Annotated in this window: 20 protein-coding genes; 9 read left to right on the top strand and 11 right to left on the bottom strand. The window is 65.6% G+C overall.

What is annotated here, in order from left to right:
- The 3 genes from M3I53_RS34720 to M3I53_RS34710 form a co-directional block, all read left to right on the top strand.
- Nucleotides 1-809: LamG domain-containing protein (locus tag M3I53_RS34720; RefSeq protein WP_254320299.1), on the top strand; the 809-nt coding region annotated here is incomplete at its 5' end.
- An 11-nt stretch (nucleotides 810-820) separates the two neighbouring features.
- On the top strand, nucleotides 821-1,087 hold the full coding sequence (locus tag M3I53_RS34715; RefSeq protein WP_254320298.1) for a hypothetical protein: 267 nt from the start codon (nucleotides 821-823) through the stop codon (nucleotides 1,085-1,087).
- A 149-nt stretch (nucleotides 1,088-1,236) separates the two neighbouring features.
- The gene (locus M3I53_RS34710) at nucleotides 1,237-3,369 is read left to right on the top strand and encodes a phosphocholine-specific phospholipase C (RefSeq protein WP_254320297.1); all 2,133 of its coding nucleotides are present in this window, start codon (nucleotides 1,237-1,239) and stop codon (nucleotides 3,367-3,369) included.
- 167 nt (nucleotides 3,370-3,536) lie between these two features.
- Here M3I53_RS34710 and M3I53_RS34705 read toward each other — a convergent pair whose 3' ends face one another.
- From M3I53_RS34705 to M3I53_RS34690, 4 genes are all read right to left on the bottom strand, one after another.
- On the bottom strand, nucleotides 3,537-4,442 hold the full coding sequence (locus tag M3I53_RS34705) for a TauD/TfdA family dioxygenase (protein WP_254320296.1): 906 nt from the start codon (nucleotides 4,440-4,442) through the stop codon (nucleotides 3,537-3,539).
- 316 nt (nucleotides 4,443-4,758) lie between these two features.
- Nucleotides 4,759-6,453, bottom strand: coding sequence for an alpha,alpha-trehalase TreA (gene treA, locus M3I53_RS34700; RefSeq protein WP_254320295.1), 1,695 nt, complete (start codon nucleotides 6,451-6,453; stop codon nucleotides 4,759-4,761).
- Between the two features lie 309 nt (nucleotides 6,454-6,762).
- Nucleotides 6,763-7,065 (bottom strand): chemotaxis protein, encoded by a 303-nt coding sequence (locus M3I53_RS34695; RefSeq protein ID WP_254320294.1) that lies wholly within the window; start codon nucleotides 7,063-7,065, stop codon nucleotides 6,763-6,765.
- 222 nt (nucleotides 7,066-7,287) lie between these two features.
- Nucleotides 7,288-8,316, bottom strand: a complete 1,029-nt coding sequence (locus M3I53_RS34690; protein WP_254320293.1) for an SDR family oxidoreductase — start codon at nucleotides 8,314-8,316, stop codon at nucleotides 7,288-7,290.
- Between the two features lie 162 nt (nucleotides 8,317-8,478).
- Here M3I53_RS34690 and tkt point away from each other — a divergent pair, with 162 nt between their 5' ends.
- Nucleotides 8,479-10,596, top strand: a complete 2,118-nt coding sequence (tkt, locus tag M3I53_RS34685) for a transketolase (protein WP_254320292.1) — start codon at nucleotides 8,479-8,481, stop codon at nucleotides 10,594-10,596.
- Here the strand turns inward: tkt and M3I53_RS34680 are convergent, their stop codons facing one another.
- The 3 genes from M3I53_RS34680 to M3I53_RS34670 all read right to left on the bottom strand — a co-directional run bounded on the left by M3I53_RS34680 (nucleotide 10,597) and on the right by M3I53_RS34670 (nucleotide 12,186).
- Nucleotides 10,597-10,884: a DUF1488 domain-containing protein gene (locus tag M3I53_RS34680; protein ID WP_254320291.1), complete on the bottom strand. Its 288-nt coding sequence runs from the start codon at nucleotides 10,882-10,884 to the stop codon at nucleotides 10,597-10,599.
- 48 nt (nucleotides 10,885-10,932) lie between these two features.
- Nucleotides 10,933-11,952: a chemotaxis protein CheB gene (locus tag M3I53_RS34675; RefSeq protein ID WP_254320290.1), complete on the bottom strand. Its 1,020-nt coding sequence runs from the start codon at nucleotides 11,950-11,952 to the stop codon at nucleotides 10,933-10,935.
- A gap of 72 nt (nucleotides 11,953-12,024) precedes the next feature.
- Nucleotides 12,025-12,186 carry a DUF1328 domain-containing protein gene (locus tag M3I53_RS34670; RefSeq protein ID WP_042267338.1) on the bottom strand — a complete coding sequence of 54 codons (162 nt, stop codon included), beginning with the start codon at nucleotides 12,184-12,186 and terminating at the stop codon, nucleotides 12,025-12,027.
- A 152-nt stretch (nucleotides 12,187-12,338) separates the two neighbouring features.
- Here M3I53_RS34670 and M3I53_RS34665 point away from each other — a divergent pair, with 152 nt between their 5' ends.
- The 3 genes from M3I53_RS34665 to M3I53_RS34655 are packed head-to-tail and all read left to right on the top strand — an operon-like array spanning nucleotide 12,339 to nucleotide 13,440.
- Nucleotides 12,339-12,740, top strand: a complete 402-nt coding sequence (locus M3I53_RS34665; protein WP_254320289.1) for a BON domain-containing protein — start codon at nucleotides 12,339-12,341, stop codon at nucleotides 12,738-12,740.
- A gap of 52 nt (nucleotides 12,741-12,792) precedes the next feature.
- Nucleotides 12,793-12,975 carry a hypothetical protein gene (locus M3I53_RS34660; RefSeq protein WP_254320288.1) on the top strand — a complete coding sequence of 61 codons (183 nt, stop codon included), beginning with the start codon at nucleotides 12,793-12,795 and terminating at the stop codon, nucleotides 12,973-12,975.
- Between the two features lie 33 nt (nucleotides 12,976-13,008).
- A complete protein-coding gene (locus M3I53_RS34655) occupies nucleotides 13,009-13,440 on the top strand; it encodes a CBS domain-containing protein (protein ID WP_254320287.1) in 432 nt (143 codons plus the stop codon).
- Between the two features lie 64 nt (nucleotides 13,441-13,504).
- Here M3I53_RS34655 and M3I53_RS34650 read toward each other — a convergent pair whose 3' ends face one another.
- Both M3I53_RS34650 and M3I53_RS34645 read right to left on the bottom strand, forming a co-directional pair.
- Nucleotides 13,505-14,854 (bottom strand): cation:proton antiporter, encoded by a 1,350-nt coding sequence (locus M3I53_RS34650; protein WP_254320286.1) that lies wholly within the window; start codon nucleotides 14,852-14,854, stop codon nucleotides 13,505-13,507.
- Between the two features lie 114 nt (nucleotides 14,855-14,968).
- Entirely contained in the window at nucleotides 14,969-15,454 is a 486-nt protein-coding gene (locus M3I53_RS34645) for a GNAT family N-acetyltransferase (protein ID WP_254320285.1), read from the bottom strand.
- A 187-nt stretch (nucleotides 15,455-15,641) separates the two neighbouring features.
- On the opposite strand from M3I53_RS34645, the gene M3I53_RS34640 reads away from it, so the two are divergent.
- Complete coding sequence (locus tag M3I53_RS34640; RefSeq protein WP_254320284.1) at nucleotides 15,642-16,142, top strand: PRC-barrel domain-containing protein; 501 nt, start codon at nucleotides 15,642-15,644, stop codon at nucleotides 16,140-16,142.
- A 94-nt stretch (nucleotides 16,143-16,236) separates the two neighbouring features.
- Here M3I53_RS34640 and M3I53_RS34635 read toward each other — a convergent pair whose 3' ends face one another.
- Nucleotides 16,237-17,451 (bottom strand): MFS transporter, encoded by a 1,215-nt coding sequence (locus tag M3I53_RS34635; RefSeq protein WP_254320283.1) that lies wholly within the window; start codon nucleotides 17,449-17,451, stop codon nucleotides 16,237-16,239.
- A gap of 10 nt (nucleotides 17,452-17,461) precedes the next feature.
- Nucleotides 17,462-19,816, bottom strand: a complete 2,355-nt coding sequence (locus M3I53_RS34630) for an FdhF/YdeP family oxidoreductase (RefSeq protein WP_254320282.1) — start codon at nucleotides 19,814-19,816, stop codon at nucleotides 17,462-17,464.
- Between the two features lie 160 nt (nucleotides 19,817-19,976).
- Between M3I53_RS34630 and M3I53_RS34625 the strand changes: the two genes are divergently transcribed.
- Nucleotides 19,977-20,366 (top strand): ester cyclase, encoded by a 390-nt coding sequence (locus M3I53_RS34625; RefSeq protein ID WP_254320303.1) that lies wholly within the window; start codon nucleotides 19,977-19,979, stop codon nucleotides 20,364-20,366.
- Nucleotides 20,367-20,507 lie beyond the last annotated feature (141 nt).

Genomic DNA, 20,507 nt, shown 5'->3' with positions numbered 1-20,507 from the left:
GTTCGCATCCGCCGCCCGCTCTCGCGACGACGCTGACCAACGGCCTCTCGACATACTATCCATTCGGCGCGCTGCCAGCCGCCGACAAGATGGCGGCCAGCACGCTCGGCCCGTGGGCGGCGGATGCGAACGGCGGCTCGCTTACGCCAGATCCGTTTGGCGGCCAGGGTCTCAAGGTGGATACGAACATTGTCGACACGAATGGGTACGACGGCTACAAGCTCGTGCAGAACAACGACGTGACGAAACAGCCGCAGTTCACTATGGGCTTTTGGGTCATGACGTCTTGCCTGAATCTCACGGGCAACGGCACGCCAATCTTCTCGAACAAAAACTACTACTCGGGGGGCAACCCCGGTATCTCGATCGCGCTGTTCCCGGGTTCTGGCACGAGTTGTAACGTGCGCTTCAATATCGGCGACGGGACTACGCGCAACGACATGAGCTCTGCGACCATCACCGCGAACAAGTGGGCCTACGTAGCATTCACAATCGACACGGTCGGCAAGACCATGACGGGCTACGTGTTTGATCCCGTGCTCGGCGAAGAGAAGTACACGGCCTCGGTCACGGTGACCGCGTCGAAGCTGCCGGGCCTCGGCGCTTTCGGCCTCAACGAGGACGGCACAGGCCAGTACTACATGAACGCGTGCAAGGACACCCCGCCCTACACGCCTGGCAAGTGCGCGGCTACGCCCACGGATGTGCAGTCGTTCAGCGACCTCGCGCTCTGGAACCGCACCGTTACTGAGGCTGAGCTGACGACGGTCTTCGCTTCGGGCAAGCCGCTCTCCACCCTTCTCCCGTAAGAGACTCCTCGATGAATGCGAATAGCTTTCTAGCAATGCACGGCGCACAGCACCTGCGCCGCAGCGCAGGTGCTGTGCTCACCTGGCTGCTGTGCGCGCTGCTCGCGGCCTGCGGCCCCGGTTCGAACGGCGGGTCTTCCGCGCGAGCGGCTGCGGGTGCGGGTGGCGCAAGCGCGCCGGTCGCGATCGTGGCGGCGCCCGCCTCGGGCAGCTACGCAGCCCTTGGCGTGGCCGCCTCGCAGCCGCTGCTCAACACGCAGTTGAACTGCGCGCCATGAACGTCACGCGAACCGCGCGCAAGGCGTGCCCAGCGCAGGCCCGACGCACGGTTCGCGCTCCACGCAAAGCGCCTGTTCGTGCCCGTCGGTTCGGCCCCCGTATCGCGCGGCTACGCGCGAAGACAACGTAGAAGAAAACCCACCACATCATGACTTCATTGGATCGCCGTCAATTCCTGCGCGCCGCGGCGGCCGGCGCGACGTTCAGCGTGTTCCCGGCCGCCATCCGGCGCGCGCTCGCAATTCCCGCGAATAACACGACCGGCACGATCAACGACGTGCAGCACGTCGTGATCTTCATGCAGGAGAACCGCTCTTTCGATCATTATTTCGGCACGCTACCTGGCGTGCGCGGCTTCGCCGACCGCTTCACGATCCCACAGCCGGGCGGCTCCACTGTCTGGCAGCAGAGCGACGGCAGCCGCACCGTGCTACCGTTCTATCTGGACAGCACCAAAGGCAATGCGCTGCTTGCGGGTGGCGCGCATTCGTGGACCGACACGCACAGCGCCTGGGATAACGGCCGCATGACGCAATGGCCGAAATCGAAGGGCGACGTATCGATGGGCTATCTGCAGTCCGCCGACCTACCCTTTCACTTCGCCCTCGCGAACGCGTTCACTATCTGCGACGCGTACCACTGCTCGCTGCACGGCGGCACCAACTCGAACCGCATCTTCATGTGGACCGGCACGAACGGCCCCACCGGCTCTAACTATGCGGTCGTCAACAACAATGGATGGGACAGCCTCGGCCCGTCGGCGACGGGCCTGACCTGGACCACCTACGCGGAGCGTCTGCAAGCCGCGGGGGTGAGCTGGAAGGTCTACGAGAACCAGCCCGATAACTATGGTGACAACCCGCTCGCTGGCTTCGCAGTGTTTCGCAAAGTCAACGAAACCATTTCCGGTTCGCCGAACGCACCCTATACACCGGCAATGGAGGCGCTTTCGCCGCTCTATAAAGGCATCGGCAACACGATGCCCGATGGCGGATTCCTGCAGGCCCTCGCCAACGACATCGCTGCGGGACAAATGCCGCAGGTGAGTTGGATCGTTTCGCCGGGGGCGTATAGCGAGCACCCTGGATCGTCTACCCCAGGCCAGGGCGCTTACTACCTCCAGTTACTGCTCGACACGCTCACGGCTAACCCCGATGTCTGGAGCAAGACCGTGCTCTTCGTGAACTACGACGAGAACGACTGCTTCTTCGACCATATGCCTGCGCCCAACCCGCCTTCCCCGAATGGCAACGGCACTTATGCCGGCAAGTCGACGGTCACGACGCAATACGAATATTTCACCCTTCCCAATCCGCCGGGCGACTCTTCACCGCTCGCACCGGACGGCCAGCCATACGGACCCGGCCCGCGGGTGCCGATGTTCGTCGTGTCGCCGTGGAGCACGGGCGGCTTCGTCAACTCTCAGGTCTTCGACCATACCTCGGTGCTGCGCTTCCTCGAGCAGCGATTCGGCGTGCGCGAAACGAACATCAGCCCGTGGCGTCGCGCAGTATTCGGCGACCTGACCTCTTGCTTCAACTTCAGTAATCCAAACGATACGGCCGTCGGGCCACTCCCCGCACCGACCAAATCCGCCGCCGATGCCCAGAGTGCGCAGCAAAGCGCGCTCGGCGCGGTACCGGTGCCTTCGGTCGCGAGCCAGACGATGCCAAAGCAGTCGCTAATGGCGCGTCCGTCGCGTGCCCTGCCGTATCAGTTGCACACCAGCGCCAATGTCGACACGAAGAACGGCAACGTGTGGCTCATCTTCAGCAACACTGGCAGCGCGGGCGCTGTCTTTCACGTCTACGACAAGCTGCATCTCGACAAACCACCTCACCGCTACACGGTGGAAGCCGGCAAGGAGCTTTCGGATGTCTGGACGCCAGCCGCTGCGGATGCGGGCGCCTATGATCTTTGGGTGCTCGGCCCGAACGGCCTGCACCGCCAGTTCACCGGCAACATTACCAAAGCGACAAGCGGGCCCAATCCTGAGGTTCGCGTATGCTATGACACTGGCAACAACGCCGTTTATCTGACCATCATGAACACAGGCAGCGTCGCCACCAATACGACTGTCACATCGAACGCGTATCGGAGCGATGGTCCCTGGACCTACGCGGTTCCGCCCGGCATGCAGGTCGAGCCGTACTGGTCGGTGACGTCATCGAACGGCTGGTATGACTTTACGCTCGCCGCCGAGAACGGCGTAACCCGCCGATTCGCAGGGCGGGTCGAAACGGGGGCGGACAGTATCAGCGATCCCGCAATGGGGAGCTAAATGTGCCGCGCGGTTCGTGCAGAGGCGGGCCGCTGCTCACAGCGCGGCCGTTCGAGCGAGCCCGGCACCCACTACCATCTCCCGGCCCGCCGAGGTCCGCATACGTGGATACGGAGCATCGAACCTCCCGTCGCGAGACCGCGAGAAAAAACGCCTCGCGGCGCGTATCAAAATGGCGTGTCGCCTTCGATGGTGGTGCGATAGAGCCTACGGCGCAGATGATCTGGAGTGCCCGCCGCGAGGTGCATGAGCGAGCGGTTGTCCCAGAACACGAGATCGTGCTCGCGCCATTCGTGCCGGTGGCAATGCTCCGCGCGCACGCTGTGCGCGAACAACGCGTCGAGCAGCGCACGGCTTTCGTCCTCGGGTAGATCGACGATGCGTGTCGTGAAGTGCTCGCTCACGAACAGCGCCTTGCGGCCCGTTTCCGGGTGCGTGCGCACGACAGGATGCGTAACGGGCTTCACCTGTGCGATCTGCTCCGCCGTCAGGTTCGGCCGCCACGGGCTGCGCGCCTGGAGCTCCGCATAGCGCGCGAGATAGGTGTGCTCGGCGCGCCGCCCTTCCACGGCTCTGCGCAAATGAGCAGGCAGCGTGTCCCATGCGAGATGCATGTTGGCGAACAGCGTGTCCCCGCCCTCTGCCGGCAACTCCTGCGCGTGCAGCAGCGAGCCGAGGCTCGGCTTCTCCTTGTATGAGAGATCGGAATGCCAGAAGTGCCCCGCGTCGCCAAGACCGATGGGCTTGCCGTTCTCTACGATGTTCGAAACGATCAGGACCTCCGGGTGGCCCGCCAGCGCAAACTGATGCAGCACGTGGATCTGCAGTGGGCCGAAGCGGCGGCTGAATTCGACCTGCTGCTCCGCCGTGATGCGCTGGTCGCGAAACACCAGCACATGGTGATCGAGGTGAGCGCGATGAATGCGCGCGAAGTCTTCGCTCGACACCGGCTGCGCGAGATCGAGGCCGATCACTTCCGCGCCGAGCGGCGCATCCAGGGGAAGAATGTCGAAGCGTTGGGACGCATGCGCGCTCGATGCAGCGGAAGCGATGAGTGTGGCGGTGGTAGTCACGCAACAAGCCTTTCAGGTAAGCAGTAGCTTCAATCTACGTGATCCGCCCGCCCGCTGACAACGAAGCAAATCCGATACGTTTATCCGTTCGAGTCATAAAGGCGCTGTTAAGGCATACGGCGGCATCGGTCGCAGGCCGGCGCGCCGGGCCCGGATACTACGGCGCGCTGACCGGTTACGCAGGCGGCGTGCATCGCAAGGCGGCGCTACTCGAACTCGAACAGGCCGGCCCTTTGGAATAAAGCTCGAACGGACCGCTTTGCGGCGCTAGACCAGCCTCTAGCCGCGCCGCCCCGGAAGCGGTCCGCTCTCACCCCTACTGCCCGCCGCCGTACATATCGAGCAGCATCAGCGTCACGCCGTTGGTCCAGCCAAAGCCGTCCTGCAACGGGTATTCGCCGCCCCCGCCGCCGCCTTCGCCCGCGCCCTCGACGATATATTTCTCGACGAGCTTTTGCTGCGTGTTATAGACGTTCTCGACGTCGGCGAGAAAACGCGTCCCGACCGGCTGCGCGAGATCGCTGCGCCCGTATTGCTTGAGGCCCTGGATGGCGATCCAGTGCAGCGGCGCCCAGCCGTTCGGGGCATCCCATTGCTGGCCCGTGTTGTAGGTCGACGTGGCAAGGCCGCCCTGCTGGAGCAGCACGCTCTGCATCGTCTGCGCCGTCTTCTTCGCACGCTCGGGCCAGGCCACGCCAGCCATTAGCGGATACATCATCGCGGGCGTCTGATTGTCGCGCGACTTGCCGAGTTGCCAGTCGTAGTCGCCGTAGTAGCCCTTGTTGTTCCAGAGGTAACGGTTGATGCCTTCGGCGCGGCGCGCGGCGTAGCCGACGAACTGTCCCACGCAGCCGAAATCGCGCGCGACCGTGCAGGCGCGCACGATCGTCGTCTCCAGATGGAACAGGAGGCTGTTCAGATCGACCGGAATGATGGACGTGGTGCGCACAGTCCAGAGGTTCTGGTTGTCGCCGAACCAGCGCGAGCTGAAGTCCCAGCCGCTTTCGGCCGTGGCGCGCAGGTCGCGGTAGACCTCGTTGGCGGGGCGCCCCGTGGCCTGCTGCGCGGTCTGGACGTCTTCGATATATGACTCATCGCGCGGCGTGTCGAGTTCGTCCCAGTAGCGGTTGAGCACGGTGCCGTCGCGCAGCACGACCACGTTGCGCGTGGCTTGGCCGCGCGGCGTGCTGCTCGCTCCCTGCATCCAGTACGCGTACTCCTTGCGTAGCGCGGGCAGGTACTTCTGGTACACGCTGTTGCCTTCCTTTTGCGCCGCGAGTTCCACCATGTACGAATAGAACGGCGGTTGCGAGCGGCTCAAGTAATAAGTGCGATTGCCGTTCGGTATATGGCCGAAGGTGTTGATCATGTACGCGAAGTTGTCGAGCATGTCGTCGACGAGATCTTCATGGCCCGACTCCTGGAGCCCGAGCATCGTGAAGTACGTGTCCCAGTAATAGCCCTCACGGAAGCGCCCGCCCGGCACCACATAGGGCTTCGGCAGCGGCACGAGCGAACTGTTGTCGGGCGCCGACGTGGTCGTGCGCGTGAGCCCGGTCCAGAGCCAGTCGATATGCTGGCGCAGGGTCTGCCCCGCCGGCGGCGTGATGCTCTGGTCCGGCGGCGGCGTGAAGTACTGATTTACGAAATTCAGCAAGGAGAAGCCGGCTTGGTTTTTCCGCGTTTCGTAGAGCTGCACGATGGTTGCGGGGTCCGTGTTCGGCGTCGAATCGACGAAGGTCTTCTGGTCGGAGAAGATCTGCGCGGTCTGCACCGCCACGAATAGATCGCCATACAGAATATCGGGCGCAGGCGGCAGCGGCGCGCCTACCTGAGTGTCGGCAAAACAGTTTGCGCAGGCGAGCAAAAGCGTGGCGACACTGGCGGCGCTGATGGCGGTGCGCGAACGCTGCGGCGATGTTCGGGCCGGGAGTGACTGTAAGCCTGCTTGAATGCAATGCGCATCGGTTGGCGATGCGGCGCGGGTGCGAGACTGCAGCTGCGTGCTCATGTTGCCTCCTTGGTGTTGGGGCACTTCGCTGGTCTCCTCGCACCGGCCCATTCACGCCGTTTGTTTGCGGCGGCGGGCGGGTCCGGCTGAACGCGCGATGGCATCGCCGGGTCCCGGGCAACGAGAGCATCGCATGACTTCGCACACCGAATCAACTGCGGCGCGACAACGGATGAACCTGCGGAAATTTATGCCGCCGACCTCCGGAAGAAGACACGGCGCATCGGTAACAGTGGCCTTGCCGGGGCAGCACGTGCGGCAGACAGGCGGGCGCCATGCGCGATAGTCATATCTCGGGCGCCCGCTCGTTCAAACATCGCCCAGATCGTCGATGCGATCCGGACGCACGTCGCCGTCGGGCTCCAGCGATTCGTCGCCGTCTGCCGAGGCGCGTTCGCCCGTGCCTGCGCGATCGGTGTCGCTCTGCGCTTCCTCCTCGCCCGCTTCGAGCGCGTGATTGTCGAGTTCGGTGTCGCGGTCGAATTCGTGGCGCTTCGCGCCCTGCGTGTCGCTGCCGGAATCGGATGAATCGCCCGGACCCAGCGAGCCGGTGTCGTGCCCCGGCGGCAGGGATTCGGGAAGATCGTTGTCGGGGTCCAGCGTGCTGTTCATGGCAAGCTCCTTATAAGGTCGATGCGTCTGCGAAGCGCGCAGGACACGTGCCTCGCTACCGGCGCCGTCACGCCTGCCGCGCCGGGCCATTCGAAGCGCTCAACCCGCTCCTCGGGCCTGTTCGCTGCGTTCGTTCAATCGACGGTACGCACATGACTTCATGCGCATCGTGCGTGCCGAAAGAAGTCGGCAAGCACCCCCAGCAGCGGCAAAAAAGAACGATCATGGGCGTGAGCGCGCGCGCCTGCGCAAATGCGCAAACGCCATCGCCACGCCAAGGACGCCAATCGCCACACCGCCCATCAACGCATGCACATGGCGCTCCGTGAAGAGCGGCGCGCCGCCGTGGCGCGCTTCACTGCCGAAGCGGCCATGTGCGCCGATCTCGCCCGGCACCGGCGCATGCAGGTTCTCGGGCGCGTCGGGCGCGCGCGGCTTGCCCGTCAGTTGCCCGCGATACCCCGCACGCGCGAGATAGCGGTCGAGCAGTCCCGGCGCGATCAGGTCGGCGATGATCGCGCGCGCCGTGGACCAGCCGAGCCAGAGCGTGCGCCGCCGATGTTGCGCGGCAAACAGAATGGCGCGCGCGGCGACTTCGGGCTCGTACACAGGCGCAACGGGCCGCGCGTCCTGCCCGGTACGATTGGCCGCCCAGTCGAACTGCGGGGTGTTGATGGCGGGAAGATCGACCAGCGAGATGTGCACGTCGAGGCCGTCGTGAATCAGCTCTGATCGCACGGCGTCGGTAAAGCCGCGCACCGCGAATTTCGCGCCGCAATACGCGGATTGCAGCGGTATCGCGCGCGAGGCGAGCGCCGACCCCACGTTGACGATCACGCCGCGATTGCGCGTGCGCATGCGCGCGAGCGCCGCCATCGTGCCGTGCACCTGGCCGAGATACGTGACCTGGGTCGCACGCTCGAAGTCGCGCGGCGAGATCGACGAGAGAGGCGCGAAGATGGTCGCCATGGCGACGTTCACCCACACGTCGATTTCGCCCAGTTCGCGCTCCACCCGCGCTGCCGCCGCTTCGACGGCCTGTGCGTCGGCCACGTCGGTGGGCACCGCGAGCGCGCGCACGCCACGGTAAGCGGCCTGTAATTGCGCGGCGGCGCGCACGAGCCGTTCGGGTTCGCGCGAAAGCAGCGCGACGTCGTAGCCCGCGCGCGCGAAGGTTTCGGCAACGGCGCGGCCCACGCCGGCGCCCGCGCCGGTCACGACAACGATCTTGTGGTCGGATTTTCGATGCATCGGCTCGGTATCCGAAAAGGACAGACGTGATAGTGTCGAACCGCAATGCCTATGCCTGTCTGGCATCGAAATGCGGTGCGGGGGCCGGCACCGCATTTGCGCATCGACCTGTTTGCGAACTGCCGCCGCTTGCAGCGCGCCCCTGCCGAGGAGTCCCAGCTCATGCCATCGAATGCCACGCCGAACGCCCGGCCTACCCAGGCCGACCCGTCCGATCTCGACCGTCTCGCCATCGACACGATCCGCACCTTGTCGATGGACGCCGTGCAAAAGGCCAATTCCGGCCACCCCGGCACGCCCATGGCGCTCGCGCCGCTCGCGTACCAGATCTGGCAGCATCACCTGCGGTACGACCCTGCCGCGCCGCTATGGCCCAATCGCGACCGCTTCGTGCTCTCGAACGGCCACGCTTCAATGCTGCTCTACTCGCTGTTGCACCTCACGGGCGTGCAAGCCATAGACGAGAAGGGCGAGCTCACGGGCAAGCCCGCGGTCTCGCTCGACGATATCAAACACTTTCGCCAGATCGACAGCGTCACACCGGGGCACCCCGAATTTCGCATGACGACGGGCGTCGAAACGACCACGGGACCGCTCGGCCAGGGTCTCGGCAACAGCGTGGGCATGGCCATGGCCGGGCGCTGGTTGGAGCAGCACTTCAATCGCCCTGACGCCAGAATCTTCGCCTACCGCGTCTATACGGTGTGCGGCGACGGCGACATGATGGAAGGCGTCTCGCACGAAGCGGCTTCGCTCGCGGGCCATCTTGGGCTGTCGAATCTGATCTGGTTCTACGACAGCAACCGCATCACGATCGAGGGCCACACCGACCTCGCTTACAGCGACGACGTCGAATCGCGCTTTCGCGGCTACCACTGGAACACCCTGCACGTGGATGACGCCAACGACATGAAAGCCATCGAAGCCGCCATCGAAAAAGCGCAGGCCGTTACCGACAAGCCGACGCTCATCGTGGTGAACAGCATCATCGGCTGGGGCGCGCCGAACCGGCAGGACACGGCGGCGGCGCACGGCGAGGCGCTGGGCGAGGAAGAAGTGCGGCTCGCCAAGCGCGCATACGGCTGGCCGGAAGACGCGCAGTTTCTCGTACCCGATGGCGTGTACGAACGTTTCGCGCAAGGCATGGGCGCGCGCGGCAAGGCGGCGCACGAGGCATGGAAGCAACGCTACGACGACTACGGGAAGCGCTATCCCGAGCTAGCGAAGGAACTGGGGCTGATGCTCGACGGCAAGCTGCCCGAGGGCTGGGACGCCGATATTCCCACCTTCGAGGCCGACGAAAAAGGCATTGCCACGCGCGAGTCGTCGGGCAAGGTGATCAACGCCATTGCGCAACGCGTGCCGTGGATGATCGGCGGCGCCGCCGACCTCTCGCCCTCCACCAAAACCAGTCTCAAGTTCGAAGGCGCGGGAAGTTTCGAGCGCGACCACTACGACGGGCGCAACCTGCACTTCGGCATTCGCGAGCACGGCATGGGCGCGGTCACCAACGGCCTCGCGCTTTCGGGGCTGCGGCCGTTCGCATCGACATTCCTCATTTTCAGCGACTACATGAAGCCGCCGATCCGGCTCGCCGCGATCATGGAGCTGCCCGTGGTCTACGTGTTCACGCACGATTCGATCGGCGTGGGCGAGGATGGTCCCACGCACCAGCCGATCGAACAGCTCGCCGCGCTGCGCAGCGTGCCGGGGCTGCTCACGTTGCGCCCGGCCGACGCCAACGAAGTCGCACAAGCGTGGCGCACGGCGCTCACCCGGCCGCACAAACCCGCCTGCATGGTGGTGACGCGCCAGCCGCTGCCCACGATCGACCGCACCAAATACGCGAGCGCGCAAGGCGTGAGCCGCGGCGCATACGTGCTCGCCGACGCGCCCGATGGCAAGCAGCCAGAAGTCCTGCTGCTCGCTACGGGCAGCGAGGTATCGCTTTGCCTTTCCGCCTACGAGACGCTGAAACAGGAGGGGATCGCGGCACGCGTGGTCTCGATGCCTTCATGGGACGTGTTCGAACTGGAGGACGAGGCGTACCGGGAGTCGGTGCTGCCGCCGCACATCCATGCACGCGTGGCCGTGGAGCAGGCCGCGACGCTCGGCTGGGACCGCTACGTCGGCCGCTTCGGCTCGCAGATAGTGATGCACACGTTCGGCGCCTCGGCGCCGCTCAAGGCGCTGAAGACCAAGTTCGGCTTCACGCCGGAGCGCGTGGTCGAAGAAGCGAAGAAGCAGATTGCGCGCTGCAAGGCAGGCGCGGGTGAGTAGTCAGTGCGTGCCGGTGCCGTACATGCGCAAATAGCCGCTGTGAAGTATCACAGGCTTGCCGTCCGTCTCTTCGATGAGGCGGGCGGCCGCCGCTTGGATCGCATCGCGGTTGCGTTGGAACGCCTGGCGCAGATCGGGCTCGCGCAGCGATCTCGCGCCGAAGCGATCTTCCAGCGCTTCAGCCGTAATGGCACAGTCCACCGGGACGGAATCCGCCACCGCAACAAAGGTTAGCGCGAACTCCTCCGTGTCGTACTCGACCGGGCCTTCGGGAAAGGTGATATTCATGTTTGCTGGACTCCTGAATTGCGTGCCGACCCACCTGCCCCTCGCGTCTCAGGCGCTCGCGCCGGAGGTGCGCGCCACTGCGCGGACCGCTTCGAGCATGATGGCTTCGAGCTCCTGCGCCCTCGCAACGCGCGCGCTTTCGATCACGAGGCCGTCGCTGTCGCCGGAACGCTGAGCCCACTCCTTGCGCTCACGGGCGTACACCAGATGCTCCCTGACGGTCCGTGCGGCGATCCACAGCGCACGTTCCACCTGACTCACGATGCCTTCTTCCAGCGACATTTCCGAAAACGCGTGACCCGTATGGCAACGGTAACGAAGCGGACGCGCGTTCTTGATCTGCCACAGTGTACCGCCGCACTCGGGGCAAGTGATGGCCGTGCGTTCGCCGACGTTGTCGAGTTCTGCGGGCGAAACGAACCCTCGCGCAGCCAGCCGCGCCTCTTCCTCGGTTTGCGAGCCCGCTTTCATGGCACCCTCCTTAACCAGTGGAGCCAATGGCCGCGCACGCAAGGCGTCGACGATCGCGGCAGCCATGGCCTGAATGCCAGCCACCGTCGCCGCACCGTCTACTGCGCGCAGGGCCGCAGCGGGCATGGACGACGCTTCGCATTCCTGCGGATCCTGCACGAGACAGGCACCGCCGCACGCGCGGATCGCTGCGAGGTCCGCTGAACCGTCGTCGAGATCGCCGCTCAGCACCACGCCGACCGCATTGCTGCCATACGCCGTGGCGGCGCTGCGAAACAAGGGATCGGCGGCGGGCCGCGAGAAGTTCTCGGGTGCGCCGTCGGAGAGCCGAATGCGCCCTTTCTCCACGATTAAATGCCGGTCGGGCGGGGCCACGTAAATCCGGCCCGCTTGCAGTGCTTCGCCGTCGGTGGCGTAGGCGGCTGGCAGCGGGCCGCCGCGCGACATCAGTTCGGGCAGCGTACTTTTATGGCGGCCGATATGCAAAACCACGCACAGGGCGGCCGCCAAATCGCCCGGCAACCCGCCCGCGAGCGTGCGCAGAGCGGAAAAACCGTCGCGCGAAGCGGCGATCACCACGATTTTCAACGGTTCCATGCCGCTCTCTCCCCGGCGCGTGCATCGTGTATGCCCAGGCGAAGTGGCGCCGTGACCGACGCCGTGGACGGGTTACCGCCTCGTGATGCCAAAGAGCAAACTCGCCAGAAAGAGAATCACGAAGATGACGAAAAGAATCTTGGCGATGCTCGCGGCGCCCGCCGCAATCCCGCCAAACCCGAAGACAGCCGCGATGATGGCTATCACGAAGAAAACGATCGCGTAGTAAAGCATTGTCGGCTCCTTTGAAAAGATCTCCCGGTGTATGCGCACCGCCTGTGCCCGAGCCGTTTTTGCCGCATGGCCCCGAGTCCCGGAAAGCACGGAGTTGCGGCACGCCTGTTGCGCGAGAAGCAGGCGGCGTTTTCACCGCGAAGGAGACTGTCATGTACCCGTTGCAATGCGCCTTACGCGCGGGCCTCGCCGGCCTTTGTGTCGTGCTCGGCACGCAGTTAGCGCTTTCCCAGAGCAGCCCGCGGGCCGCCAGCGGCGAATCGCAGCCCAACGCGCGTTCTAACCAGTTGCCGCCGCACAATCTCGCGGGGGGCAATCCGGGTTACGGCGGCGAGGCGAGCGACACGTTGATCACCGCCCACGCAAAGGCCGCGCTGATGGCCGCAGACGGCGTGAACTCCAGCGACGTGCATGTCGTCACCCAACGCGGCGCTGTCACGCTCACGGGCACCGTACCCGACGAAGCGCAGCGCGACAAGGCCGAAAGCGTGGTCCACGCTCTGGACGGCGTGGTCTACGTGACGAACGACCTGAAAGTGTCCAAACCGCAGTAACACCGCAAAAATCTCGCCTCTGACCGCCATGGCCTCTTCGCAGGAGTTCTTCATGCCGATGCTGCACGCCTTCACGACGTCGTTTCATTTACCGCCGCCCGATCCGCTGGACGACCCGCAACGCCCGCCGCTGCCGCCGCAACCGGACGACCGCCCGCCGCCCACGCTGCCCGAAGGCGATCCCCCGCCGCACATGCCGCCGGAGCGCCTCGAGCGCGCGGCACGTTTTGCATGAGAAGAGACAGGACAACCACGAAAGGAGAGCACAATGACCCAGGTTCGCGAAGTGATGTCACGCGAGGTCGTGCACATCGCGCCTGAAACGACGATCCGGCACGCCGCCGAACTCATGCGCGACCATGACATCGGGGCGCTACCGGTATGCAACGGCGAGCAGATCGTCGGCATGGTGACCGACCGCGACCTCGCCATGCGCGGGCTCGCTCAGGGCTGCACGGGCGAGGAAACGGTCTCGCACGTGGCGACCTCGGGCGTGCAGTGGTGCTACGAGGACGAAGACGTGAACGTCGTCCAGCGCCGCATGGCGGAGGCGCAGGTGCGCCGGCTGCCCGTGGTGAACCACGAACGCGAGCTGGTAGGCACGCTCTCGCTCGGCGACATCGCCACGCGCTGCGACGGCGCGCAACGCGAGCGCATCGCCAATACGCTGGAGGACATTTCGCAGCGGCGCGTGCCCTGACGATCGGAGTGGATGCGGCACGGCCAAGGCTTACGTCGTCGACTCCTGCCCCTCCACGCGCCGGCTAGTCGAATGCTTCCCTCGCGTGTACACGGCGCTCCGCCGCCGCGAGCGCTTCCTGGCGCCGGTAATAGCGTTCGAGCACGTAGCCCGCCGTCGCGCCGTGCAGCACGACGGACAGCACGATCGCGTCGAGTGCCGCGGGCAGCACGGGCCGCAGCGCGTCGCCGGCCTCGTCGATCCCCCACACCGCGTAATAGAACGCACCCACGCCGCGAATCCCCATCCATGCCATCAGCAGGCGCTGTGGCGCGTCCGCCTGCGAGCCCGCCATTGCCGCCAGTACGGCCAAGGGACGCGCAACGAACACCAGCACGAGCGCGCACAGCATGGGGCGCAGATCGAGCATCTCGCGCCAATGCGCGGAAATCACACAGCCGATGATCAGCAGTACCGAGAACTCGGCCAGCCGCTCGATTTCCAGCGTGAAGCCTGCCATGCCTTCAGCGAGCCATGCATGCGCGCGCTGAGGGTCTTTCGCGACTTCGGTGCGCTCGCCAAGCTGCACGCTTTCGAGCGCTTCGGCCGGGCGGCGCTCGCCCGTCGCGCGCAGTTCCTCATGGCGCAGCGCCACGCCCGCGGCGAACACGGCCACGAACGCGTACGCGTGCAGCAGCAGCGCCACGCCGTAGGTCACGGACATCAGCCCAATCGCGATGAAGCCGTCGAGCCCCACCGCCTCGCCGTACCGCGTACGCAGATGGAACACGATCCGCACGCACAGCGTGGCGAGCACGGCGCCCACGAGGAGCGCACCGACGATTCCCCATGCCACCCACGCTGCGAATGCCGCCGCGTTCTGCGTGGCGGCGCCGTGCACTCCGCACAGCGCGAGGCCGAGCAACGCGAACGGCATCGCCGCGCCGTCGTTGAGTCCGCCTTCGCCCGAGAGCGCAAATCGCACCGGCTCGGCGTCGCCGGCTTCATGAACGCGCAGCTCGTTGGCGAGCACCGGGTCGGTTGGCGCGAGCGCCGCGGCAAGAAACAACGCAACGCCAGCGGCGGCGCCCAGCGCCACGCCGAACGCGTACATGAGCGCGACGCTGAGAGCCATGGCCAGCACGCCCAGGCGCAGCGGCAAGCGCCAGAGCCGATCGCGCAAGCGCACGCGCAAGTGCATGCCCACGGAAAACAGCGAGATCACGAGCCCCGCCTCCGCCACCACGGTAAGCGTGCGCACGTTCTGCGCAAGGTCGGTGTGCACGAGTCCGAGCACACCCGGCCCGACGATCACGCCCACGGTGAGATAAATCATCGCGCCCGTAAGCGGCAGGCGCGCGATTGGGCCCCGCGCGAGTGCCACGAACATCAGCAGCACGCCGATCAGTAAAAACCACAGTGCTTCGTGGGGCATCGGAAAGATTTCCCTCCTCGTCGATCATTGCGGCGGTGCGTGGACCTGTGCCCCGCATCACCCCATCATTAGCGGAACCTCTGTGCCTCCCGGCGCGCGGGCGGCGCGACAGCGTCATTCGTCCGCGACAAGCGGCAGCGCCTTCGCGAAGCACCGCACGTCGCTCAAACCGGCACAGTCCGCGAACGGCTCAGCGCGCTCATAGCCGTGCCGTTGATAGAACGTGATCGCGCGGCGGTTGGCTTCGCGCGCCTGAAGAATGACGCGCCGATATCCCGCCCCGGCCGCCACTGTCTCGAGAAAACGAAGAATCGCCGTGCCGGTTCCCGGCCATTCGGGCCGCCGGTAAAGGCACTGGAATTCGGCCACCTCGAACGAGAAGCGGCACAGCGCGCCGCAGCCGATCGGGAGGCCATCCATGGTGCGCGCCATCACAAAGGCGCTGCGCGCCGAACCCAGGTCGCCGAGGTAGAACTGCGATTGCACGGTGGCCCCCCGGTAGAGCGCCAGTGTCGCGGTCATCTCGTCGAGCAGAATGCGGGCATCGAGCGTGCACGCGTTCTCTCTTCGCACCACCGCGAGTGTGGATAAGTCTTTCATTGCGCATGCCCTCCCGATCTCGTCGCATTCCTATGCGCAAGGAGGGTGCCAGGTCGCGGGCGCGCGCGTTGCTGGACGATGAAGGCATCGTCGCCGGACACAGAAAGGACGAACCGGTAGCCGCGCGGGCGATGTGAGCGCCGATATGAGCGCATCGCGCAACCCTCGATCATTTCAGGAGCCCATCATGGCGATGAACCCCGATTCCCCCCAGACCGGCGCGCGTATCGTCGGTAAAGGCAGTGAGACCGCTGCGGGCCCAGGCCCATCCATCATGGCCGCGAGCACGCTCGAAGGCGATCGCGTGTACAGTTCGGATAACGAAGAACTCGGCAAGATCAAGCACATCATGCTCGATGTCGAACGCGGACGGATTGCCTACGCGGTCATGTCGAGCGGCGGCTTCCTCGGCATTGGCGACAAGCTGCTCGCGCTGCCTTGGGCCGCGCTCACGCTCGACACCACGCGCAAATGCTTCGTGCTGAACGTGACCGGCGAGCGCGTGAAGGATGCGCCGGGCTTCGACAAGGACCACTGGCCTGCCATGGCCGACATCGGCTGGGCGACCACCGTGCACGAGTATTACGGCACACGCGCGCATTGGCAGGACGATCCGCTCGCGCCGGGGAGCGGCATCGAGCCCGGCAGCGGCATCGAGCCGCCCGGAATGGGCGGTCCGAAGCTTTGACGCTTGCAAGCGCACGGGCAGTGCGGGCTCTCGTTGATTCGCGGGCCCGCAACGAGGCACGGCGCCTTCCGATCGACGACGTACCGGGATTCGGCTAGTTCGCCTTGCGCGCCTCACGGGCGCCCACAGCCAACGCCGCGACCGCCAGCAACGCGCAGAGCCCCGCAAATGCGACGTCGGCCCAGAGATGCCCGACTGCGCGCGCCAGCACCGCAATGCCGACTGCCGGCACCGAATTGCCCGCGTAGCAGCACAGCAAATACGCCGATAGCAGCTCCGCGCGCCGTTGCGACGGCGCGATGCGGTTGACCTCCTGAAGGCTGCCGCGAAAACCCCACGCGCAGGCCACGCCGGAAAGCGCCGTCGCCGCCAGCAGCCAGACGAGCGAGCCCGCAACCTGCGCCCATAGCAGCAGCGCAAGGCCGGCCGGCAGCAGCCACAAGCCCGCGGTCATGGCTGCGCGCGCGGCGAGCGCGGGCGTAGCGACGATCGTGAGGGCACCCGCCAGATACAGCTCGGCAACGATGGCACCGCCGAGCGCGGGACTATGGATCTGCATGCTGCTGGCGAGCAGATTGGGCAGCAGCGCGGCGTAGAAGCCCAGCAGCGCGAAGGTCGCGAATGCGGTCACCGCAGGCGCCGCGAACGCGAGGCGCAGCTCGCGCGGCACCCCGATGCGGGGTTCGAGCGAAAGCTGCGCGGGAGTACGCGCGGGCGATGCAACGGTTTCGCAGGCAAGCGCCGTCAACGGCGCCGTGATAACCAGCACGACCAGGTAAGCGCCGAATGGCAAGCGCAACGGCCATGGTGCGAACTGCGCGAGCAGTCCCGAAATGACCACGCCCGCGGCGAGGCCGCCGAGATTGACAGCCGCAGCGAGCCGGCTCGCACGCGCCTTGTCCGCGCCGGCCTGCAACTCTGCGATCCACGCCGTCGCGCTGGCCGCGCCTACGCCGATCGCGAGACCGCTCGCCGCGCGCGCGAGAAATAGCATCGCGGGATGGACGGCAAAGAGAAAGATCAGTGCACTCGCGGTCGCGACGGCGAGCACGACGAGGCTCACGGGCCGCCGCCCGGCTTGATCGGAAACTCGCCCGAAGGCAAAGAGCGCGGTGAGATTGCCGACCACGTAGGTGGCGTAGACAAGCGTGACAGTCAGTTCGGAAAGGCCGAAGCGCTGCTCATAGAGCGGATAGAGCGGCGTGACCATCGTGCTGCCCGCGTAGATCACGCCGAGCAGCACGGCGGCAGCCACGAGCGACGTGCGGCGGTCCAACCGGCCTTGCAGGGAAAGTGCGTGCACGCTCATCCCGGCTCCCTCACCCGCCCGTGCGAGCGGACTTGTCGATAGCCACCACGCGAACCGGTATCGATTTTGCCCCCGGCACCATGCTTTCCTTCGCGTAGTGCCAGAGCGGCAGCAGCGGATTGCACTCCGGGTAGTAGCCCGCGAGGCAGCCGCGCGGCATGTCATAGGGCTTCGCGGCGAGGCCGGACACTTCGCGCACCACGCCGTCATTGGCGACCGTGCGCAAGGTCAGGCGGTCGCCTTCGTCGATGCCGCGCGCCGCCATGTCGTCGCCGTTCATCAGCAGCACCATGCGCGAGCCGCGCACGCCACGGAAGCGGTCGTCGTGGTTGTAGAGCGTCGTATTGAACTGGCCATCCGCGCGCAGCGTCATGAGGCGCAGCGCGTCGGGTTCGGTCTCGGGCATATCCGCGTCTTCGCACAGACTCTCGGGCACGTAGAACTCGGCCTTGCCGCTCTTCGTTTTCCATTCGCGCGAACGCGCGGGCAGCGGCCGCACGAAGCCCCCGGGCGTCCACATGCGCGTTTCGATGTCATGGAACATCTCCGGCCACGTCTTCGCCATTTCCACCCGCACGCGCGCATAGTCCTCGCTCCAGGCGCGCCAGTCCACGGTCGAGCGTGCGCCTAGCGTGGCGTGCGCGAGGCCCGCGATAATCGCAGGCTCCGAGCGGATATCGGGCGAAGCCGGCTCCGCCACGCCACGCGAGCCGTGAAAGCGCGCCGTACTGTCTTCCATCGAGACGACCTGTTCGCGCCCGCCCGTGCGGTCGATCTCGATGCGGCTCAGGCACGGCAACACGTAGGCGTTCGCGCCGTGCACGAGGTGGCTGCGGTTGAGCTTCGTAGCGATGTTGACGGTGAGCGGCAGGCCGCGCCAGGCGGGCTCGGTGCGCAGGCGGTCGGGCACCGAGCGAACGAGATTGCCGCCCAGGTTGATGACGGCGTTCACCTTGCCCTCGAGCATCGCCTCGAACGCTTCGACGATATTGAAACCCTTCCCGCGCGGCGGCTCGAAGGCGAACTGGCGCGCGAGTTGATCGAGCGGCGCAAGCTCCGGTTTTTCGGTAATGCCTACCGTGCGCTGACCCTGCACGTTCGAATGCCCGCGGATAGGCGAAGGGCCCGCACCCGGCTTGCCGACATTGCCGCGCAGAAACAGCAGGTTGCAGATCATGCGGACGTTCTGCACCCCCAGCCGATGTTGCGTGAGACCCATGCCGTAGTGCGCGATTACGGCGTTGGCCTGCATATACTCGCGCGCGGCCGCTTCGATCGCTGCGCGCGGCAGGCCGCTCTCTCGCTCGATCTCTTCCCATTGGACCGATCGCACATAGGCGGCGAAGTCCTCGAATCCCACCGTGTGCTCGCGAATGAAATCCAGGTCGAGCATCGGCGGCGCGCCGCGCGTCCTGGCTTCGTCGTCCGCCGCGATCACGGTCTTGCACATGCCTGCGAGCGCGGCGCTGTCGCCGCCCGGCCGCAGCTGGTGGTATTGCGTGCTGATCTTCGTGTCGCCAGGCAACAGCATGTCGCGCGGCGACTGCGGATTGGCAAACGAGACGAGACCCGGTTCGCGCAGCGGATTGAACGTGATGATGGGCACGCCGCGTCTGCGCGCATCCTGTAGCTGATGAAGCATGCGCGGACTGTTGGTGCCGACATTCTGGCCGAAGAAGAACATGAGGTCGGCCTGTTCGAAGTCGTCGAGGCCGATCGTGCCCACGCCCACGCCGATGGCCTGCTTCAAGCCTACGCTCGTGCTCTCGTGGCACATGTTCGAGCTATCGGGCATATTGTTGGTGCCGTACATTCGCGCGAACAGCTGCAACATGTAGGACGTTTCCAGAGACGCCCGTCCCGAGGTGTAGAACACGACGCTGGCCGGATCGAAGCCGCGCAGCTGCGCGCCAATTGCCGCGAACGCCTCCTCCCAGGCAACGGGCACGTAACGGTCGCTCTGCGCGTCGTAGCGCATCGGCTCAGTCAAGCGGCCCGCGTCTTCGAGATCGTGATCGTGCCATTCGAGCAGTTCGCTCACGGTGTGCCGCTCGAAAAACGCGCGATCGGCGCGCTTGGGCGTCGTGTCCCACGCAGTCGCTTTCGCGCCGCTTTCGCAAAACTCGAAGGGGTGCGGATGCGCAGGCTTCGCCCACGAACAGCTTACGCACATGAAACCATCGGGCTTGTTTTGATGCGGCAGAATCGTTGCGTCGCGCACGACGGTCTTTTCCTGAAGGAGAATGCGCGTGACCGCCTTCAGCGATCCCCAGCCGCCCGAGGCATAAGGATATGCTTGCCCCTTGGGTCCGCCTTGCTGGTTCTCGCTGCTGGGGGGATTCTTGGTACGTGGGGATTTGTCCATGTCGCGCCTCGGCTCGAAGTCTTTCGGGTCGCCGCAAGCTTTCGCCTGCGGAATGGGAGTACCTCCGCGCACTTCGCATGCCCATACGGCGCGTTCGAGGCCCCACAAGCCGCTTTCTTCTACCATTGCGTATGCTTCGTCATCCGATCAGGAGACCGTATTGGACGCACAGGATCTGCGTACCCTCTACCGGCGCTACATCGACTGCCTGAACCGGCGCGATTGGGCTTCCCTCGGGGAATTCGTCGCTCTGGACGCGATCCACAACGGCCGCCCGCTTGGCCTCGCGGGATATCGCGCCATGCTGGAGCAGGACGTGGACGACATTCCCGACTTGCGCTTCGAAATCGAACTGCTGGCCGCCGAGCCGCCGCTCATCGCCAGCCGCTTACGTTTTGATTGCACGCCCCGACAAGTCTTTCTCGGCTTGCCGGTCGACGGCCGGCGCATCGCGTTTTCGGAAAATGTCTTTTACGCCTGGCGCGACGGGAAGATCGCGCAGGTCTGGTCGGTCATCGACAAGGCCGCGATCGAGGCGCAACTGTCATGAGAAACCCTTCCCCACGCGAGATTGCGCTGGCGCCGTGCTGCAGGGCGAACACGCGTCTGCACGGGTACAGGGTGATTCGGTCGAGCTGAGGGACGGTGTTATGGGCGGCGCGATATTGAAACGAACTCGCACCATTGCCAA

Origin of the sequence: Paraburkholderia sp. CNPSo 3272 (assembly GCF_024206495.1) — a bacterium.
Lineage (GTDB): Bacteria > Pseudomonadota > Gammaproteobacteria > Burkholderiales > Burkholderiaceae > Paraburkholderia.
The sequence above is the reverse complement of the archived record's forward strand: the minus strand, read 5'-3'. Positions and strand labels throughout refer to the sequence as shown.

What these genes read in the sequence shown, in the direction of transcription:
- M3I53_RS34715 (WP_254320298.1), top strand. Translation starts at nt 821, where the DNA reads ATGAATGCGAATAGCTTTCTAGCAATGCACGGCGCACAGCACCTGCGC.
- M3I53_RS34645 (WP_254320285.1), bottom strand. Translation starts at nt 15,454, where the DNA reads ATGAAAGACTTATCCACACTCGCGGTGGTGCGAAGAGAGAACGCGTGC.
- M3I53_RS34680 (WP_254320291.1), bottom strand. Translation starts at nt 10,884, where the DNA reads ATGAATATCACCTTTCCCGAAGGCCCGGTCGAGTACGACACGGAGGAG.
- M3I53_RS34690 (WP_254320293.1), bottom strand. Translation starts at nt 8,316, where the DNA reads ATGCATCGAAAATCCGACCACAAGATCGTTGTCGTGACCGGCGCGGGC.
- M3I53_RS34670 (WP_042267338.1), bottom strand. Translation starts at nt 12,186, where the DNA reads ATGCTTTACTACGCGATCGTTTTCTTCGTGATAGCCATCATCGCGGCT.
- M3I53_RS34695 (WP_254320294.1), bottom strand. Translation starts at nt 7,065, where the DNA reads ATGAACAGCACGCTGGACCCCGACAACGATCTTCCCGAATCCCTGCCG.
- M3I53_RS34660 (WP_254320288.1), top strand. Translation starts at nt 12,793, where the DNA reads ATGCCGATGCTGCACGCCTTCACGACGTCGTTTCATTTACCGCCGCCC.
- M3I53_RS34710 (WP_254320297.1), top strand. Translation starts at nt 1,237, where the DNA reads ATGACTTCATTGGATCGCCGTCAATTCCTGCGCGCCGCGGCGGCCGGC.
- M3I53_RS34665 (WP_254320289.1), top strand. Translation starts at nt 12,339, where the DNA reads ATGTACCCGTTGCAATGCGCCTTACGCGCGGGCCTCGCCGGCCTTTGT.
- treA (WP_254320295.1), bottom strand. Translation starts at nt 6,453, where the DNA reads ATGAGCACGCAGCTGCAGTCTCGCACCCGCGCCGCATCGCCAACCGAT.
- M3I53_RS34635 (WP_254320283.1), bottom strand. Translation starts at nt 17,451, where the DNA reads ATGAGCGTGCACGCACTTTCCCTGCAAGGCCGGTTGGACCGCCGCACG.
- M3I53_RS34675 (WP_254320290.1), bottom strand. Translation starts at nt 11,952, where the DNA reads ATGGAACCGTTGAAAATCGTGGTGATCGCCGCTTCGCGCGACGGTTTT.
- M3I53_RS34630 (WP_254320282.1), bottom strand. Translation starts at nt 19,816, where the DNA reads ATGGACAAATCCCCACGTACCAAGAATCCCCCCAGCAGCGAGAACCAG.
- tkt (WP_254320292.1), top strand. Translation starts at nt 8,479, where the DNA reads ATGCCATCGAATGCCACGCCGAACGCCCGGCCTACCCAGGCCGACCCG.
- M3I53_RS34640 (WP_254320284.1), top strand. Translation starts at nt 15,642, where the DNA reads ATGGCGATGAACCCCGATTCCCCCCAGACCGGCGCGCGTATCGTCGGT.
- M3I53_RS34655 (WP_254320287.1), top strand. Translation starts at nt 13,009, where the DNA reads ATGACCCAGGTTCGCGAAGTGATGTCACGCGAGGTCGTGCACATCGCG.
- M3I53_RS34650 (WP_254320286.1), bottom strand. Translation starts at nt 14,854, where the DNA reads ATGCCCCACGAAGCACTGTGGTTTTTACTGATCGGCGTGCTGCTGATG.